This is a genomic window from Brucella anthropi ATCC 49188, assembly GCF_000017405.1.
Classification (GTDB): domain Bacteria; phylum Pseudomonadota; class Alphaproteobacteria; order Rhizobiales; family Rhizobiaceae; genus Brucella; species Brucella anthropi.
Map to the genome: position 1 here is coordinate 37,676 of NC_009671.1, position 14,505 is coordinate 52,180.

Genomic DNA, 14,505 nt, shown 5'->3' on the forward strand with positions numbered 1-14,505 from the left:
CCTTTCGAAAGGTAAGAGGAAATGCAAATTCTGGAGACTATTACGTCCACACAATGTGGGCGAATGATGATGTTTACCCAAAATCCTGAACTACAGAAAAAGCAGGGGAGGGGCCTAAATCGCTGGGTAATCTACAAACAGCTCTGTGTGGCTAAATCAGCGCTTAAGCTGAACGATCGTTGCCTTGCAGTTCTCAGCTCGCTTTTGTCATTTCTGCCTGAGGACGAACTGAATGAGAAAAGCGGCCTCGTCGTTTTTCCGTCCAATCACCAGCTTTCACTCAGGGCCCATGGTATGCCAGAGTCCACGCTTCGCCGACATCTCGCATTCCTTATCGCAGCGAGGATTATTGAACGCAAGGATAGTCCGACACGTAAACGCTATGCTCACAAGGACAGGGAAGGACAGGTCGAGCTCGCTTTTGGATTTTCCTTCGCGCCATTGCTTGATCGTGCGTCGGAAATTGCCGCTATTGCAGAGAAAATTCTCGCCGATCAGAAAGCGCTGAAGCGTCTTCGCGACGAAGTATCAGTCTTGCGAAGAGATATCGCGTCGATTTTTGCCGAAGCGGCCGAAGAAACTGGCAAGCTTTGTGAGAGTCTGGAAGAAGTGTTCCTTCGCTTCCGTGAGGTCGTTGACGCAATTCCTCGCCGCGCATCTCTCGCCCAACTGGCCACTGTCAGGACTAATCTTGAAACCATTCGTGGTGAATTGGATAACATCTTGAAAGCAAAAGGCATTGCCCCGGAATTGAGCGGCAGCGTCGCTCAGTTTGAGCGGCAGCATATTGAATCCCTGCCAGAATCCCTTTTTGAATCTCAAAATGGTAAAATGATTGATTTGAAAGCGCCTTCTTCGGAAAGCCTTGTTGCTGTGAGCCTCGAAAGAGAAGATCAAGTTCGGGCTTCTCCTTCAATCTCTCTCGATCAGGTGCTTCGAACATGCCCGGATATCCGCGACTACGGGATAAACGGGATCGGCACATGGCGGGAACTTCTTGATGCGTCACGAATTGTTTCCGGCTTTCTTGGCATCAGTCGCTCGGCCTATCAGGAAGCTGTCCATTTCATGGGGGCAGAATCCGCATCGACGGCCATCGCCTGGATTCTCCAGAAACTGGCCTCGATCAATTCGCCAGGCGGATATCTGCGATCTTTGACTGAGAAGGCGAGAGGAAGGACCTTTTCAATCAGCCAGCTATTGTTTTCAGGAATGAACGCACACGGAAATCTGGATGCGGGATAATTAAGGATCCGTGCCAACAAAAAGATAATGTAGAGCGTAATAACCCGTGTCACCTTGGGTTCGGCGCTAATGAAAGCCAAGTCATCAGAGGGAATGCGTGAATGTCAAAACCGTTGACTGCCATCCTGCTTTTGACAGCCCTCGACGTTCTGACATCCGTTCCGGTCTTGGCCCAGGAGCATCAGGAAACAATCATCTTGTCCGTTTCACCGAAATGGGTGCGGTGGGCCGATGTTTACAAGGTTCAGCCAGAGCGCCCCGATGATCCCTATTATCATGTACGGGTCATAGAGCGGCAGAAAGACTGGAAAGTCTGGCAGTTCAATGAACTTGCTTCTCATATGGCTGTAACACCGAAAGCGCTCACAGCGAGCCGTGTCAGTAAGAAGGCGAGAACCTACAATTACAAGGACGTGGAGATCCGCAGCGCATACCACCGCTGGCTGGAGGATCCAGCAAAACGCTCCGAAGTTCGTATTTGTAGTACCGATATTCTGAGCTGTCTCAAACAGTTGCCAGCACGTTAAACAAGGATCTGTTCATGTTCAGGTTAATCTACGGCGTAGTTCTAACGGCATCGTTTTGCGGAGTGGCTGGAGCTGAGGACGTTGGCGGTGTCGTCTTTGAAAACAAGCTGGCCGAGTGTGTGACGGTCACAGGCGAGAGCGCTGTTTTGAAAGCGAATGCCATAACGGTGAAAACCCATTTTCGATTGAATAGGCCAATTGGTGACTGCGGATGCTTCTCGGCTCGGGCGATCTACACAAGCAGCGTCACTATAGAGCGTGTGCAAGAAATGCTGCAGCAAGGCATTATCCCAATCAACAAGGATGCGGTGAAGACGCTCGTTCTTGCGAGCGAGGCAAGTTTGGCTGGCAATCGGAAAATAAACGTCCAACTGACTTGCGCAAGACCCACATAGCCAATTGATGAGTGAGGTGATTAACCCAACATAGTCCTCCTCTATCATTCGGAAAAGACGATCAAAGGAGCTCTTGCTTACCCACGTACGATGACAATCAGCTTTCATTCTGTGAAAGCTACCTTGATTCCGGTTTGACGATTGTCGCGATAATTGTCTGACTGGATTCTCCCATTTTGACCTTTAATATTAATCTCCACCTGTCGTGAGTTGATGCATTTGCGCCAGGCCGAACCAGTTGATGGCAATTTCGTTAGCGATAGCACACAGGGCTACGCCCACCTGGGCGACTATAAGCGCTCCGTCCCCCACACGAACGGCCATTCCGCATGACGTCATATGGGCAATCACACGTGCCAACATATGGAGACCGAACAGGTTGACCTGATTGATGCGCCGGAACCGCGCGATTTGCGGCAGGCGGCGCCATTATTCGAGGAGCGGAAACTGGGTTTCGAGGTACAGGCGGCGGATTTTCGGCCAGGTATAGCTCGGAAATCCATCCCGTTCGATTGGCGTAAGTGACGCTGAACCATCCGGAGCGGTAGTTCAGAACGTGCACCCTTTTACCTCTACCGATAACCGTACTGACGCGTGCAGTTAACGACGCCTCGGTTCTCACGTTTACTTTGGCGGTCGAATAAAGCCATTTTCCAATGAATGGGTGCTGGCCAGCCGATGGCGGCGGCGGCTGGTTTGTCTGTCGGTGAGTTTTAGCCTGCATGAAGCCTAAAGGCTGTGGAGCCTGCTCGGTTGCCCGGATTGTCTCCTGCGGTGGAATAGCGGTGGGTGGAGATACGGGGTCCGGCTTGTCATTCCCGAAAACCTTCGTGAGAATGAACAGGGCAGTTGCCCCTAATATCCAGTTGGTTGCCTTCGACAATTTTGGATCCCTAATCCCTCAAAAGATCAAAGCAAAATTTTCAGGGGCTGTCGAGATAAAGCCTCACTTTCAGCATTCAGCCCTGCGGTGTATCGCAATATGATACAAAACTATTGACTCCCGCTTGTATCAGGATATGATACAAGCCGCAGGAGCAAGCCATGATCCGTTCTTACAAAGATGCCAGAACCGAAGCCGTTGCAGCCGGCAAAGCGCCAAAGGGGTTCCCGGCAGATTTGATAAGAACAACTGTTCGCAAACTTACCATGATCGATAGTGCTGTAATTCTCGATGACCTTCGCTCTCCTCCCGGAAACAGGCTGGAAGCTCTGAAGGGGGACCGTAAAGGGCAGCACTCGATTCGCATCAACGATCAGTGGCGCATCTGTTTCGTTTGGACCGATGCTGGCGCTGAACAAATCGAAATTGTTGACTATCACTGAAAGGAAGAAGCCATGACCAGTAAACTCCCCCCGGTCCATCCCGGCGAAATCCTTCGGGAAGAATATCTCATCCCGCTCGGGATGAGTGCAGGTGCGCTTGCCAAGAATCTGAATGTTCCTCGCACTCGAATTGAGCGTCTGGCGACAGAACAGACTGCCGTTACACCTGATACGGCTCTGCGCCTTGCGAAGTTCTTCCGCACCACGCCCGAATTCTGGATGAATTTGCAGTCAGGTTACGACCTTAAAACAGAGGCGGTAGCTATTCAGGATCAGCTTTTAGCCATCCATGAACTGAAAGCAGCCTGATTTATCATATATTGATGCAGAGCAGGCGCCTTTCCCAGTAAGTCCCAATCGTTTCACGCTAACGACGAAACCGATGGGTGTGAGACGCGAAAGGTTCTTTTGGCAGCCTGTGGTTCTTCTTGTCAGGGAAGGGGTGCCCATGGCTCCTTGTATTATTCGACTATATCCTGAAGGAGAAAACCAAGGGCTACAGATTTCCCTTTAATTTGGTAGAGAAGCCGAAAACGCGGTTGCGTCGAATTGTCCTGCGCCGGGCCATCGTGACTGAACTGATTTTGCTGCACGAACGCTATCATGACGCAAGTTTTGACTATTTTTTCAAGCTTAGCGGTCGAGATTCACTCTGGTCACGCTCAAGTTAATGTAATGGTGCCCTGAATGAAAAATAGAACTTTCATAGCGGTCGTCATCGCGATTGCATTTGCCGGAATTAATGTCCCCGTGTGGGCCGACGGTTTTAAAATCCACGAGCTCACGCCCATCAAGCAAGAGTTCTGGTCAATTTTCGACGCCTCCGCGCATCATGCGGAAGAACCGACTAACTTTCGGATGTCCTGCTGCGGAACAAATGACGACCAGCATTTGATGATCGCTATCGACCGCCATGTCGACGAGCAGGGGCAGGAAAACAGAACGGACGAGGGTTATCTCACGGAGCTGGACGTCATTTCCGAAAAAATCGGGTTCAAAATCGAGAAAATCGATGTCTCCCCTGCAATAGGACGACTTATCCGCCTCCCGAACGTCGGTGGCCTGAAGGGGGTCCATATTTTTGTCGTAGAGGGCGGGGATAGGCTCACAATCCAGTCGGCCGCGCCGACTGAGGAGACCGCTGAGAACAACGCGCGGAAGGCCTTGGAAGTAGCAAAAAAGCACGTCATAGGGCGATAACCCGGTCTATGGGTTAAGCGCTTTATTCAATTGTCTTCTGTTAAGTTTCAGCTCAGCGGGCCGTACGCAAATTTCATAGACAGGAAACTGAAATCAAAATCAATGTCATTCTTCGCCTGAGCAATCACAGTGGTAGCGCCGCCTTAACCGATTGCCGACGGCATGAGTTTGTCGCGGACACAGCAATTGAGCTCGAATTGAGACTAAGCGATCGTAACTTTGCTAAGAATATGTGATGGAATGGATTACAGCTGGCGAGCAGATAGAAGTCCCATGGATCATTACCCAGAAGTAGCGCTGTTCTGCTCCGCTGCACCTGTTGAAAATTTATATAATACTAAACTTCTCCTCGGATCGTAAAGAAAATAAAGCTTTCATTCAATTTCGTACTTGACTTATTAGGTAAGATTTAGTAATATGTTTTCACAATTCGGCGAGAAGCTTGATTGTTTTTTAAACGCCTTCCTTTTTTTAAAGGCGGAAATATTTTGTAACAGGTGGGAAGGTCCAAGGCCTTCCGGAGTTTTTGATTGAATTTTATTACTTCGTTCGCAAATGTGCGGACAAGGGACCTAGACGCGTCTCTTTATAATCCGGTTATGTCTTTTCCTTACTGTAAGAAAGACCAAACCATTTCTGGAGTCACTGCCAGAGTCAAAGAACATTTTGAGGAATTCCTTGATCTTTATGGTGATTTAGATAGCAATGGCCTCGTAATCTGCCAGTCATTAGGATTGCATCTAAACGAGCTCGGCCTAGAGGTGAAATCGCCAAACAGATTTGTAGTAACTGCATGTCTCGAAGGAGACTTTGACAGGGATTGTCTTCGATGCCTTTTTCAAGACATTGCCGACGATCTTGCGAAAACTACGAATCTAAGGAAATACCTTGCCTCACTTGACGACGCTGAAGCTAATCTAAAGCAGTTAGTTGAAGCACATGCTGCTGATAGCGTGGATATCACAAAACGCAATTTCACGGTCCGGCGATTGGGGTTAGGAACCGCAATGGAGCTTCAATAGCGTGATGCTGGTCGAAGCATTCAATATTAAAATTCTAGCGCCAGCATATAAATATCGTTGGTGACATAGGGCCAGCCGACAGAGTTGGTTGGGCCATTCCGTGTTTGTAATCCACCGAACGCTACTGTCAAATCCGCCTTAGCCTTCCTTCCGACTAGAAGACTTGAACGTTCCAGACCGAGGTCTCACAGCGTTAGTTTGTCGAAGGAACTTTGCAGTCTCATTTAATTCCTAGGGCAAAATGAGCCACTTCAAAGCCGACTGAAATCGGAGCTAGGGCGCACTGCGTCTTTAATTCACATAATTACTATTCAATAAAATATATCAATAAATTTAAAAGGAAATATAAATGCAGAATAAACTGATTAATATGTGGTACCTATCACAAACAATTTCTCACATGAAAACTGTAAAAGACTTAGATAATAGAACATTATTCATAACGGTACATCTAAAGGATAAAGCAGCTTTTGAACAGATTGTTCGAGATACCCACGAATTTATAAAAATCTTTGTCAAACAACATAAGCTTCCATTATGTAGAGTTCCTGGTCTCTTTGCAGCCTTGGATTTTAGCGAAAGCAAAAAGGGGATACTAAAACACAGCTTTCCTCATATCCATTCGATACTAGTGTTTGCAACGCAAACCCCCGAAGGGGTAATTAATGAAGTTATTACTCATTTATCAAATTTTTTGAAGCAGCATCCATTAATCGATAGCTCGTTTAAAGAACCCGTACAGATTTCTCGATTTACCAGCCATACCAGGTACAAGCGTAACAGAAACGATCAGGTTGAGAACCTCATTGATTACTGCCGAAAGAGCAGAATGGAGGAAAAGCGTTCGACCAAAACGATGGTACTGCCATATGAAGACATGATCGACCAAAACACCAAAGGTGCCATGAAAGTGATAAAGTCAGCGAAAGCTCATTTTGAAAATTTTAAAAATTCGCAAAATCTTCAGGACTATTATAGTCGGCAATAGCGCTTTAACGGAAATGGTTTTGTAACGCTTTGTCGCACAAGATTAGGCTCTGAAAACTGTTGTCGGTGAACAAACTGGATTCCTAGGTGTCTTAATGAATTCTCGCGGTCAACGTGCTGTTTTAGTTTCTACGCTGATTTTTACCCTTTTATATATGGCCTTCGCAGGTTGGCTTTTTGTAAACAAAGAAACTCCGACCACAGTCCTGACGCTAAACGAATGGGGTGACTTTCTCGCAGGGATATGCGGGCCATTGGCACTTATTTGGGTAATCACTTCAGTGATCATGCAGGGTATGGAACTTAGTGAACAACGTGCGGAAATGGCGAAACAAGCAAAAGCGTTGGAAACTCAGGCGTCATATATTGAACGAGAGTTGAGACGCGAAGAAGAAGACAAATGTTGGCGGTGACCTTGCCCCCAAGTTTTATCCAGTTTTGAGTTCGCTCCAGCGGTTTTGGGTTGCTGTATTTGGGGCGGTAGCGGCGGGTTGCGGTGCGGAGCCATTTCGGCTGCGCAGCACCGCATCACGTCGCGGGTTGATGGTCTGAGCGAACTCGGCAGGTGTCAGCCAGCCGAGGCCAGAATGTGGACGGTGATCGTTGTAATCGCCGCGCCAGTTTGAAAGCGCTGATCGAGCATGGGTCAGTGACGAGAAGAGGGTTTCATTCAAGAACTCGTCTCGCAGCCGTCCATTGAAGCTTTCGATGAAAGCGTTCTGAATGGGTTTGCCAGGCGCAATGTAGTGCCAATCCACCTTAGTCTTGTCCGTCCATTGCAGGATCGCGTTGCTGGTGAACTCGCTGCCGTTGTCACTGACGATCATTTTCGGTTTGCCGCGCTCCTCGATGATCCGGTCAAGCTCGCGGGCAACGCGCAGACCGGAAAGCGATGTATCGGCGACGAGTGCCAGGCATTCCCTGGTGCAATCGTCGACGACCGTCAGAATCCGGAACCTGCGTCCATCGGTGAGTTGATCCGACACGAAGTCCAGTGACCAACGATCATTGGCTGTCATCGGAACCAGCATCGGTGCTCGTGTGCCGATCGCTCGCTTGCGACCGCCGCGCTTGCGCACCATCAGCTTTTCCTCCCGATAGAGCCGGAAGAGCCTCTTGTGGTTCACAAGGTGCCCCTCGCGTCTGAGTAGGACATGAATGCGTCGGTAGCCAAAGCGGCGGCGTTCATGCGCCAACGCCTTCATTCGCTCGCGAAGGTCATGGTCGTCGATGCGGCTGCTTTCGTAACGAACTGTCATCCGGCAAACACCGATGGCTTTACACGCCCGCCGTTCGCTCATCCGATGTTGGTTCATCAGATGCGCGATAGCGTTCCGCTGGGCTGCGGGCGTCACCACTTCTTTCCCAAAAGGTCTTTCAACGCGGCGTTGTCGAGCATCGCATCCGCCAGAAGCCGCTTCAGTTTCGTGTTCTCGTCCTCCAGGCGTCACGACACGAAAGTGGTGAATCTGTCCGACATTTGAGAACATATGGTGATCAGGCGGCCAGCATGGACGTCTCGCGCCGAAGAGGCCTGAGGTCGAGGCTGTCAGTCGGGGTCCAGATATAATCGCCGGTGAGGCTGATATGCTGCCATCCGAGAGGCGTGATGTGCTTGATCACGTCGGCCGGCGTCGCAATACCTTCGCGATTGAGCTCAGCAAACGTTGGTTCGAGATAGAGCGTATTCCAGTAGACGATGGCGTTGATGAGCAGGTTCAGCCCGGACGCCCTGTAGAACTGGCTCTCGAAGGTCCTGTCCCGCAGTTCTCCGAGCCGGTTGAAGAACAGCGCCCGAGCCAGGGTGTTCTGGGCCTCGCTCTTATTAAGGCCGGCAGTGGCGTTCCTGCGCATTTCGGGGTTCTGCCACCATTGCGGCAGGAAGATGGATCGATTGATGCGTCCGATATCGCGCAAGGCGAGCGCCAGTCCGTTTTGGCGCGGGAATGCGGACAGTTTCGCCAGCAAAGTCGAAGGCCGCACCTGGCCGGAACGGATCGTGGTAACGAGACGCAGGATGTCATTCCAGTTCGCCTTGATCCGCTCGACGTTGACGGATTCACCAATGAGCGAGGCGAGGTTTTCAGGAGGCGTGTCGCCCGGAAAGAGATGGAGCCGGCGATCCTTAAGGCCGCGCAGCCGGGGCACGAGCTGGAAACCGACAAGATGACAAAGAGCGAAACTCATGTCGCTGACCCCGCCGGTGTCGACATAATGGGTTTCGATGGCGAGATCGCTGCCATGATACAGCAGACCGTCGAGAACGTAGATGGCCTCGCTCGCATTGGCGTTCATGGCGATGATATGGAACGCGCCATACTGGTCGGAGGTGAAGCGATAAAATTTGGCGCCGGGGTTAGGGCCATAGCGGGCGTTGAGGTCACCGATCGCCTCGGCATGCCCTCCCGCCGGAAAATACTGCCCGTCCGAGGACGAGGTGGTTCCGTCGCCCCACAATCTCGCGAGAGGCAGTTGCCTCTGGGCATTGACGAGAATGGCATGCGCGCCAGTGTAACCCTCCTCCCGGATATGCCAGTCGTGCGCCCAAGCGAGCTGCCGCATTGTCAGCCCGGGGGAAACATCCGCCATTCTGGTGAGACCGAGATTGATGCCGTCCGCCAGAACGGCGGTAAGCAGAGCAAGCTTGTTGTCGGCCGTGCGCCCGGTGCGAAGATGGGTGAACGCATCCGAAAATCCCGTTCGGGCGTCCACCTCAAGCAGCAAGTCGGTGATCCGGATCGCCGGCAGGCGGTTTTCCACCTTCGGTTTCAGCGTCTTCGCGATGTCCGGGAACATGGCCTTGTGCGGCGTGACGCTGAAACCCGCGCCGGCCAATTCGACATCGTCGAGCTCACCGGCTTCCGCCAGACGGGAAAGCTCGCTCAACCCGTCGTTCAAAGTCTGACGCTGCTGCTTCAGATAAGTTTCTACATCGGTATCGACGGCGACCGGAAGCGGACCTTCCTCGCGCATCAACTCGAATGTCGGCGCCGGAATGAGGAAGCTCTCGAAGGACTGGAAGCGCTTGGCTCCCTCCACCCAGACATCGCCGGCATCGAGGCGGCGTTTCAATTCGCTGAACAGGCAGAGTTCATAGGCCCTGCGATCGATCTTGCCATCCTGGAGGATGAGCGGCATCCAGCCTTTCGGCGCAAAGGAGATTGGAGCCTTGACCGGGATCGTGCGTTTGCCCGTGCGGTACAGATCGGCGACCACGGAGAGCGCCCGCAGGAGATTCGCCGCCACGGCGTGGCCACGAAACACAAACGTCGACAGGAATTCCGGCGCCATCTTCCGGATCGTTGGATAGCGCTGAAGCATTTCGATTTTCCCATCGATGCTGTCGGGGGCGATCAGCGTGTCGACCGCCTGGACACTGGTCGTGAAGACCGGCCATTGAATGACCGCTTCGAGCGACCTGCCGATATCCTCGCCCTTCTGCCTGGCCTCGATGATCGCGTGGCAAACTTTCGAAACGTCCTTCAGCGGCTTCTGAACCTCCCGGACGGAACGGGTGATGCGGGCGGTCGCCTGATTGTCGGCTCGCCGCGTCATGGCGCCGATCAGCTTCTTGAACACGTCGATTGCGCAATCGGTTAGATGGCGGGAAAGATGCAGGACCGTTGCTGCCAGCACGGCGTGCCGGCGCTCGGGATTAAGGTCCCGCAAATGCTGCGCGCTCATCCGTGTCCCTTCCGCGGCGAGTTCGTCAAAAACCTTGGCCGGAATGCGCTCCATCAATTCCGTTGGCAGGTTCAGTGACCGAAGAAGCTGAACGCGTTCGGCTATCCTGTCGAGATTGATGGCGGTAGGCGACAATGCCGGTGTTCTCGCCCACGCGAGGATGGTCACGTTCGTCCCCGCACGCGGGTCGAGAAGTTTGTCGAGGCCACGCTTCTGGCCTTCCGAAAGCCCGCCAGCCAGGGCCCGGTGAGCGATGCGGATGCCACGCCGGATCGCAACATGGATGATGGCTTCGAGTGCTCCGCGCGCCGGCAGGAGAATGCGCCGACGTCGCAATTCCTCCACAACCATATCCGCCAAAACATCGGCCCGGCGCAGGGTTTGCGCCGCGGGCGTCAGCCAGCCGGTCAGTGCCCGCACGTCCGAGGGCGCAAACGGGCGCATCTTCATTTTCTCGAACAACAGGGCGAGGTGCTCGCGGCGTGTCTGCGGGCGCTCGAAATATCGATCGATCTCGCGATGATCGGCACCAATCTGCCGCGCCAGGAACCGCAAGGCGCCGGAAGGCAGGATCTCACCATCCGCGAGCGGTCGGCCCGGAAATCGCAACATCGCCAGAACGCAGGCCAAGCCCAGCCGGTTCGACGCCTTGTTCTGTCGCATGACCAGATCCAGATCTGACTGGTCCAGCGTGTAGTGCTTGGCGATCTCCCTATCCTCATTCGGGATCGTGGTTACCTGGCTCCACCATGTTTCGCTCAGCAATGCTCTTCGAGCCATTCATCACCCTCCCTCTCGTTGCGGACGATGCACCGAAAGGGAAAATGCGTGTCCGGCAAACGGTCGTTTCGCGGCGTCCACAGATTTCGTCCGTAAACCTTGCCATTCGACGGCAAACCGGACATTGTCCGACTTCAATGGGAAAGCGGACAAATCACGCCTCATGACCTCGATCGGCTACGCAAGGGTATCCACCGGCGACCAGGATACGGCGCTGCAACTCGATGCCCTGCGCAAGGCGGGCTGCGAGAAAGTGTTCGAAGACAAGGCATCGGGTGTGAAAACCGATCGGCCGGGGCTGACTGAGGCCGTGCGCTATGCTCGAGACGGCGACACGCTTACGGTCTGGAGGCTCGATCGCCTGGGCCGATCGATGAAGCACCTCATCGAGATCGTCACCGAATTGGAGGCCAAAGGCGTCGGCTTCCGGTCCATCACCGAAAGCATCGACACCACGACATTTGGCGGTCGCCTGGTCTTCCATCTGTTCGGGGCGCTGGCCCAGTTCGAACGCGATCTCATTCGGGAAAGAACCCGCGCCGGACTCCAGGCAGCAGAGGAACGGGGCCGCCGCGGAGGCCGCCAAGCGGTTGTAACCCCGGAGAAGCTCGCAAAGGCCCGGCAACATCTAGCATCCGGGCTGAATGTCCGCGAAGCTGCCGCCCGCGTAAAGATCGGAAAGACCGCGCTCTACGAGGCCCTCAAAGCCGAAAAATCCCCCGCATCTACCGTCAAGCCGGCGTGAGTTCTTCATACGTTCTCAAAAGTCGGACAGATTCACCACTTTCGTGTCGTGACGCCTCATTGACCAGATTGGCGATGCCGGACGGCGTCCCCTGATAAAGGCTTCGAACGCCTCGTCATCGAGCTTCGGACGTGCCGTCATCTCCTGGCTGTTGTGCGTCATGCCGCCCGTCGCTCCTGCTGCATCATCGCTTCACGCTCAGCCTTCCAGGTCCACGGCAGGAGGCTTTCCATTTCAGTGGCTTTCACTTTGCCGCAGATGATGCGCTCCAGCACATCGGCAAGCCAGGTCTCAGGATCCACACCATTCAATTTGCAAGTATTGACGAGCGATGCGATGACCGCGAAGGACTTTCCACCCCGCTCGTTGCCCACGAACAACGAATTCTTCCTCGTCAGGGCCACGGACTTCATTGAACGCTCGACGACATTGGAGTCCACCTCGACCCGGCCATCATCAAGGAAGGCTGTCAACCCGCTCCAATGGTTGAGCGTGTAGCCGATGGCCTTGCCAAGCGCCGATTTCGCCGACACCTCCTCGCGCAGTTCAGTGAGATGGGCTTTCAGCTCTCTCATGACTGGAGCGGCCTCGCGACGTCTCACGACGAGCCGGGTATCGGCACTTTCGCCGCGCAGTTTTGCTTCAATCCGATAGATTTCCGCAACCCTGGCAAGAACCGACAAAGCCTCCGAAGAGCCCGTCAGCTTGACGACATCGACAAACTTGCGCCGAGCATGGGCAAGGCAGAAGGCCAGCCGCATGGGGGCGACATTGCTTTTGCCCCGACGTTTGACCATGGTTTTATAGGCTTGGTATCCATCGACTTGAAGCACGCCGGTAAACGACGACAATTGTCCCTCGATCTCGCGGGCGCTGCGGCTTTCGGCAAAGATATAGGCCACGGCCGGTGGTGCCGGACCATTCCATGGACGGTCGTCAACCGCCTGCGCCCATAACTGGCAGACCTTGGTTCGTTTGCGCCCCGGATCGAGCTGCGGCAACGGCGTCTCGTCACAGAACACCCTCGGCTGTGAGCGGATAAAAACGGTAAGCGTGTCATAGAGAAGCTCCAGCCACCAGGCGACCCGCGTGACCCAGGTGCCAAGCGTGCCACGATCAATACTGACACCACAGGAGGCCAGCATCTGTGCCTGGCGATTGAGCGGGAGATGCCAGGCAAACTTCGAAACAGCGACATGCGCGGCAAACGCCGTGGTCACCATGCCACCGTCCATCACCCGCGCCGGTGCAGGTGCTTGCACGATGGCACTCTCACAGGCCCGGCATGCATAGCGCGGCCGGATCGTCCGCTTGACCCGGACAACAGCAGGTACGATGTCGAGCGCCTCGCTGACGTCCGTGCCGATGCAATGCAGTTCGAACGAACAGCAGGGGCAAATCTTGCTCTCCGGCTCGATGATCTCTTCATGGCGCGGAAGATGCTTCGGCAAGCGGCCGATATTGCGGGCAGGTGACCGCCGTGCCTGTGTTTTGTCTTCACCGACCGGTGCGGCATCGTCATTGGCTGCAACGGGAATATCGCTTAGATCGCCCAGGTCGAGCGTTGCCTGGGCCGGATCGATGATCGTCATCTTCTCCGACTTCGTCCCGAAGAGCTGGCGCTCAAGGAAGGCAACACGCGCTTTGAGATCGGCATTCTCTTCGTCGAGCGAGAGAATAATCCGGGTCAATTGCGCAGCATCCTGGGGCAAGGGATCGGGTCGAAGCAGCATGACTGACCCTACCATATCAGCCTGAATTTTCAAGCAAAACCAATAGGATCAGCCTGTTTTTGAGGGGCGTCTCACCGCGTTTCGCCTGACCCGCGTCCAGTCAATGCCCGCCAGCAAAAGCGAGAACTCCTGGGTACTCATCTGTATTGCACCATCGCGGATCGGGGGCCAAACAAACTTTCCGCTTTCCAACCACTTCGTCGCCAGGATCATGCCTGACCCATCCCAGTAAATGCAGCGAAGCCGATCCAGACGCCTGGCGCGGAACACAAACACGTCGCCACAATAGGGATCGGCCATAAGTGCTGACGCCACCAACGCCACAAGGCCATTCATGCCGCGCCGGAAGTCGACCGGTTGCGTTGCCACCATGATCTTCACGCCACTCGGCGAAACGCCGATCACCGGCGACCTCGCAAGGCCGCCACCATCGCTTGCGCCAGTTCTGGTGCTATCGGGCCAATAACCGTCATGCGCGCGCCAGCAATCTCGACCTCAATTCGACCGACGCCAAAGTGGGCCACATCTGGCGGCGAGCCTGGGACCGACGCTTGATCGCCAGTCACCGTCACCGGCACGAACATCGCCTGTTGCGCACTGACCCTCGCGGATCGTTGAGACGTCAGCCCAGCGTCCCGACGCCAGACGTTCAGCAAGCCGCGATTGACGCCCCAGCGCCGGGCAACGGCTGAGATGTTCACATCAGGTTCCGCGCTTTCCGCAAGGATCCGTGCCTTCTCCTCGTCAGTCCAATTGCGCCGCTGACGCCGGCCGGTAATCACCTCGATCCGATGGTACTTTCCCTCATGCCTGGCTTCATCCATGTCTTCAAGCATGGCATCAGCGCGATCTCCAATCATC

Annotated in this window: 14 protein-coding genes and 3 pseudogenes; 10 read left to right on the plus strand and 7 right to left on the minus strand. The window is 54.0% G+C overall.

What is annotated here, in order from left to right; translation table 11 throughout:
* Positions 1-21 precede the first annotated feature (21 nt).
* The 4 genes from repC to OANT_RS27305 all read left to right on the plus strand — a co-directional run bounded on the left by repC (position 22) and on the right by OANT_RS27305 (position 2,692).
* Positions 22-1,245 (plus strand): plasmid replication protein RepC, encoded by a 1,224-nt coding sequence (gene repC / locus OANT_RS24545; RefSeq protein ID WP_011983050.1) that lies wholly within the window; start codon positions 22-24, stop codon positions 1,243-1,245.
* A gap of 101 nt (positions 1,246-1,346) precedes the next feature.
* Positions 1,347-1,772 (plus strand): DUF5086 domain-containing protein, encoded by a 426-nt coding sequence (locus OANT_RS24550; RefSeq protein ID WP_011983051.1) that lies wholly within the window; start codon positions 1,347-1,349, stop codon positions 1,770-1,772.
* Between the two features lie 14 nt (positions 1,773-1,786).
* Positions 1,787-2,167 (plus strand): DUF2195 family protein, encoded by a 381-nt coding sequence (locus OANT_RS24555; protein ID WP_011983052.1) that lies wholly within the window; start codon positions 1,787-1,789, stop codon positions 2,165-2,167.
* A 363-nt stretch (positions 2,168-2,530) separates the two neighbouring features.
* Positions 2,531-2,692 carry a hypothetical protein gene (locus OANT_RS27305; RefSeq protein ID WP_235823085.1) on the plus strand — a complete coding sequence of 54 codons (162 nt, stop codon included), beginning with the start codon at positions 2,531-2,533 and terminating at the stop codon, positions 2,690-2,692.
* A 16-nt stretch (positions 2,693-2,708) separates the two neighbouring features.
* On the opposite strand, the pseudogene OANT_RS27310 reads toward OANT_RS27305, so the two are convergent.
* A pseudogene (locus OANT_RS27310) lies at positions 2,709-2,891 on the minus strand (SH3 domain-containing protein); the annotation flags it as partial.
* 320 nt (positions 2,892-3,211) lie between these two features.
* Here OANT_RS27310 and OANT_RS24560 point away from each other — a divergent pair.
* The 5 genes from OANT_RS24560 to OANT_RS24585 all read left to right on the plus strand — a co-directional run bounded on the left by OANT_RS24560 (position 3,212) and on the right by OANT_RS24585 (position 7,115).
* The gene (locus OANT_RS24560; RefSeq protein ID WP_011983054.1) at positions 3,212-3,493 is read left to right on the plus strand and encodes a type II toxin-antitoxin system RelE/ParE family toxin; all 282 of its coding nucleotides are present in this window, start codon (positions 3,212-3,214) and stop codon (positions 3,491-3,493) included.
* 12 nt (positions 3,494-3,505) lie between these two features.
* Positions 3,506-3,802, plus strand: a complete 297-nt coding sequence (locus OANT_RS24565) for a HigA family addiction module antitoxin (RefSeq protein WP_011983055.1) — start codon at positions 3,506-3,508, stop codon at positions 3,800-3,802.
* Positions 3,803-4,180: 378 nt separating this feature from the next.
* Positions 4,181-4,693 (plus strand): hypothetical protein, encoded by a 513-nt coding sequence (locus tag OANT_RS24570; protein ID WP_011983057.1) that lies wholly within the window; start codon positions 4,181-4,183, stop codon positions 4,691-4,693.
* Positions 4,694-6,064: 1,371 nt separating this feature from the next.
* Positions 6,065-6,703, plus strand: coding sequence for a hypothetical protein (locus OANT_RS24580; RefSeq protein WP_011983059.1), 639 nt, complete (start codon positions 6,065-6,067; stop codon positions 6,701-6,703).
* Between the two features lie 94 nt (positions 6,704-6,797).
* On the plus strand, positions 6,798-7,115 hold the full coding sequence (locus OANT_RS24585; RefSeq protein ID WP_040128186.1) for a hypothetical protein: 318 nt from the start codon (positions 6,798-6,800) through the stop codon (positions 7,113-7,115).
* A 15-nt stretch (positions 7,116-7,130) separates the two neighbouring features.
* Here OANT_RS24585 and OANT_RS24590 read toward each other — a convergent pair.
* Both OANT_RS24590 and OANT_RS24595 read right to left on the minus strand, forming a co-directional pair.
* A pseudogene (locus OANT_RS24590) lies at positions 7,131-8,146 on the minus strand (IS3 family transposase); the annotation flags it as partial.
* A 53-nt stretch (positions 8,147-8,199) separates the two neighbouring features.
* Entirely contained in the window at positions 8,200-11,166 is a 2,967-nt protein-coding gene (locus tag OANT_RS24595; RefSeq protein WP_011983060.1) for a Tn3 family transposase, read from the minus strand.
* A gap of 163 nt (positions 11,167-11,329) precedes the next feature.
* Here OANT_RS24595 and OANT_RS24600 point away from each other — a divergent pair, with 163 nt between their 5' ends.
* Positions 11,330-11,911 carry a recombinase family protein gene (locus OANT_RS24600; RefSeq protein WP_011983061.1) on the plus strand — a complete coding sequence of 194 codons (582 nt, stop codon included), beginning with the start codon at positions 11,330-11,332 and terminating at the stop codon, positions 11,909-11,911.
* A gap of 57 nt (positions 11,912-11,968) precedes the next feature.
* Here the strand turns inward: OANT_RS24600 and OANT_RS26120 are convergent.
* The 4 genes and pseudogenes from OANT_RS26120 to tnpA form a co-directional block, all read right to left on the minus strand.
* Positions 11,969-12,073 (minus strand): annotated as a pseudogene (locus tag OANT_RS26120) (UPF0149 family protein); the annotation flags it as partial.
* Positions 12,070-13,644 carry an IS66 family transposase gene (gene tnpC, locus OANT_RS24605; RefSeq protein ID WP_011983062.1) on the minus strand — a complete coding sequence of 525 codons (1,575 nt, stop codon included), beginning with the start codon at positions 13,642-13,644 and terminating at the stop codon, positions 12,070-12,072. The pseudogene OANT_RS26120 and the gene tnpC, both read right to left, overlap by 4 nt.
* A 48-nt stretch (positions 13,645-13,692) precedes the next feature.
* Positions 13,693-14,049, minus strand: coding sequence for an IS66 family insertion sequence element accessory protein TnpB (tnpB, locus tag OANT_RS24610; RefSeq protein ID WP_011983063.1), 357 nt, complete (start codon positions 14,047-14,049; stop codon positions 13,693-13,695).
* Positions 14,046-14,504: an IS66-like element accessory protein TnpA gene (gene tnpA, locus OANT_RS24615; RefSeq protein ID WP_011983064.1), complete on the minus strand. Its 459-nt coding sequence runs from the start codon at positions 14,502-14,504 to the stop codon at positions 14,046-14,048. The genes tnpB and tnpA overlap by 4 nt, the downstream gene beginning before the upstream one ends.
* Position 14,505: the final 1 nt, after the last annotated feature.

What these genes read in the sequence shown, in the direction of transcription:
- OANT_RS24585 (WP_040128186.1), top strand. Translation starts at nt 6,798, where the DNA reads ATGAATTCTCGCGGTCAACGTGCTGTTTTAGTTTCTACGCTGATTTTT.
- OANT_RS24555 (WP_011983052.1), top strand. Translation starts at nt 1,787, where the DNA reads ATGTTCAGGTTAATCTACGGCGTAGTTCTAACGGCATCGTTTTGCGGA.
- OANT_RS24570 (WP_011983057.1), top strand. Translation starts at nt 4,181, where the DNA reads ATGAAAAATAGAACTTTCATAGCGGTCGTCATCGCGATTGCATTTGCC.
- OANT_RS24600 (WP_011983061.1), top strand. Translation starts at nt 11,330, where the DNA reads ATGACCTCGATCGGCTACGCAAGGGTATCCACCGGCGACCAGGATACG.
- OANT_RS24595 (WP_011983060.1), bottom strand. Translation starts at nt 11,166, where the DNA reads ATGGCTCGAAGAGCATTGCTGAGCGAAACATGGTGGAGCCAGGTAACC.
- OANT_RS24565 (WP_011983055.1), top strand. Translation starts at nt 3,506, where the DNA reads ATGACCAGTAAACTCCCCCCGGTCCATCCCGGCGAAATCCTTCGGGAA.
- OANT_RS24580 (WP_011983059.1), top strand. Translation starts at nt 6,065, where the DNA reads ATGCAGAATAAACTGATTAATATGTGGTACCTATCACAAACAATTTCT.
- OANT_RS24550 (WP_011983051.1), top strand. Translation starts at nt 1,347, where the DNA reads ATGTCAAAACCGTTGACTGCCATCCTGCTTTTGACAGCCCTCGACGTT.
- tnpA (WP_011983064.1), bottom strand. Translation starts at nt 14,504, where the DNA reads ATGATTGGAGATCGCGCTGATGCCATGCTTGAAGACATGGATGAAGCC.
- OANT_RS24560 (WP_011983054.1), top strand. Translation starts at nt 3,212, where the DNA reads ATGATCCGTTCTTACAAAGATGCCAGAACCGAAGCCGTTGCAGCCGGC.
- repC (WP_011983050.1), top strand. Translation starts at nt 22, where the DNA reads ATGCAAATTCTGGAGACTATTACGTCCACACAATGTGGGCGAATGATG.
- OANT_RS27305 (WP_235823085.1), top strand. Translation starts at nt 2,531, where the DNA reads ATGGAGACCGAACAGGTTGACCTGATTGATGCGCCGGAACCGCGCGAT.
- tnpC (WP_011983062.1), bottom strand. Translation starts at nt 13,644, where the DNA reads ATGCTGCTTCGACCCGATCCCTTGCCCCAGGATGCTGCGCAATTGACC.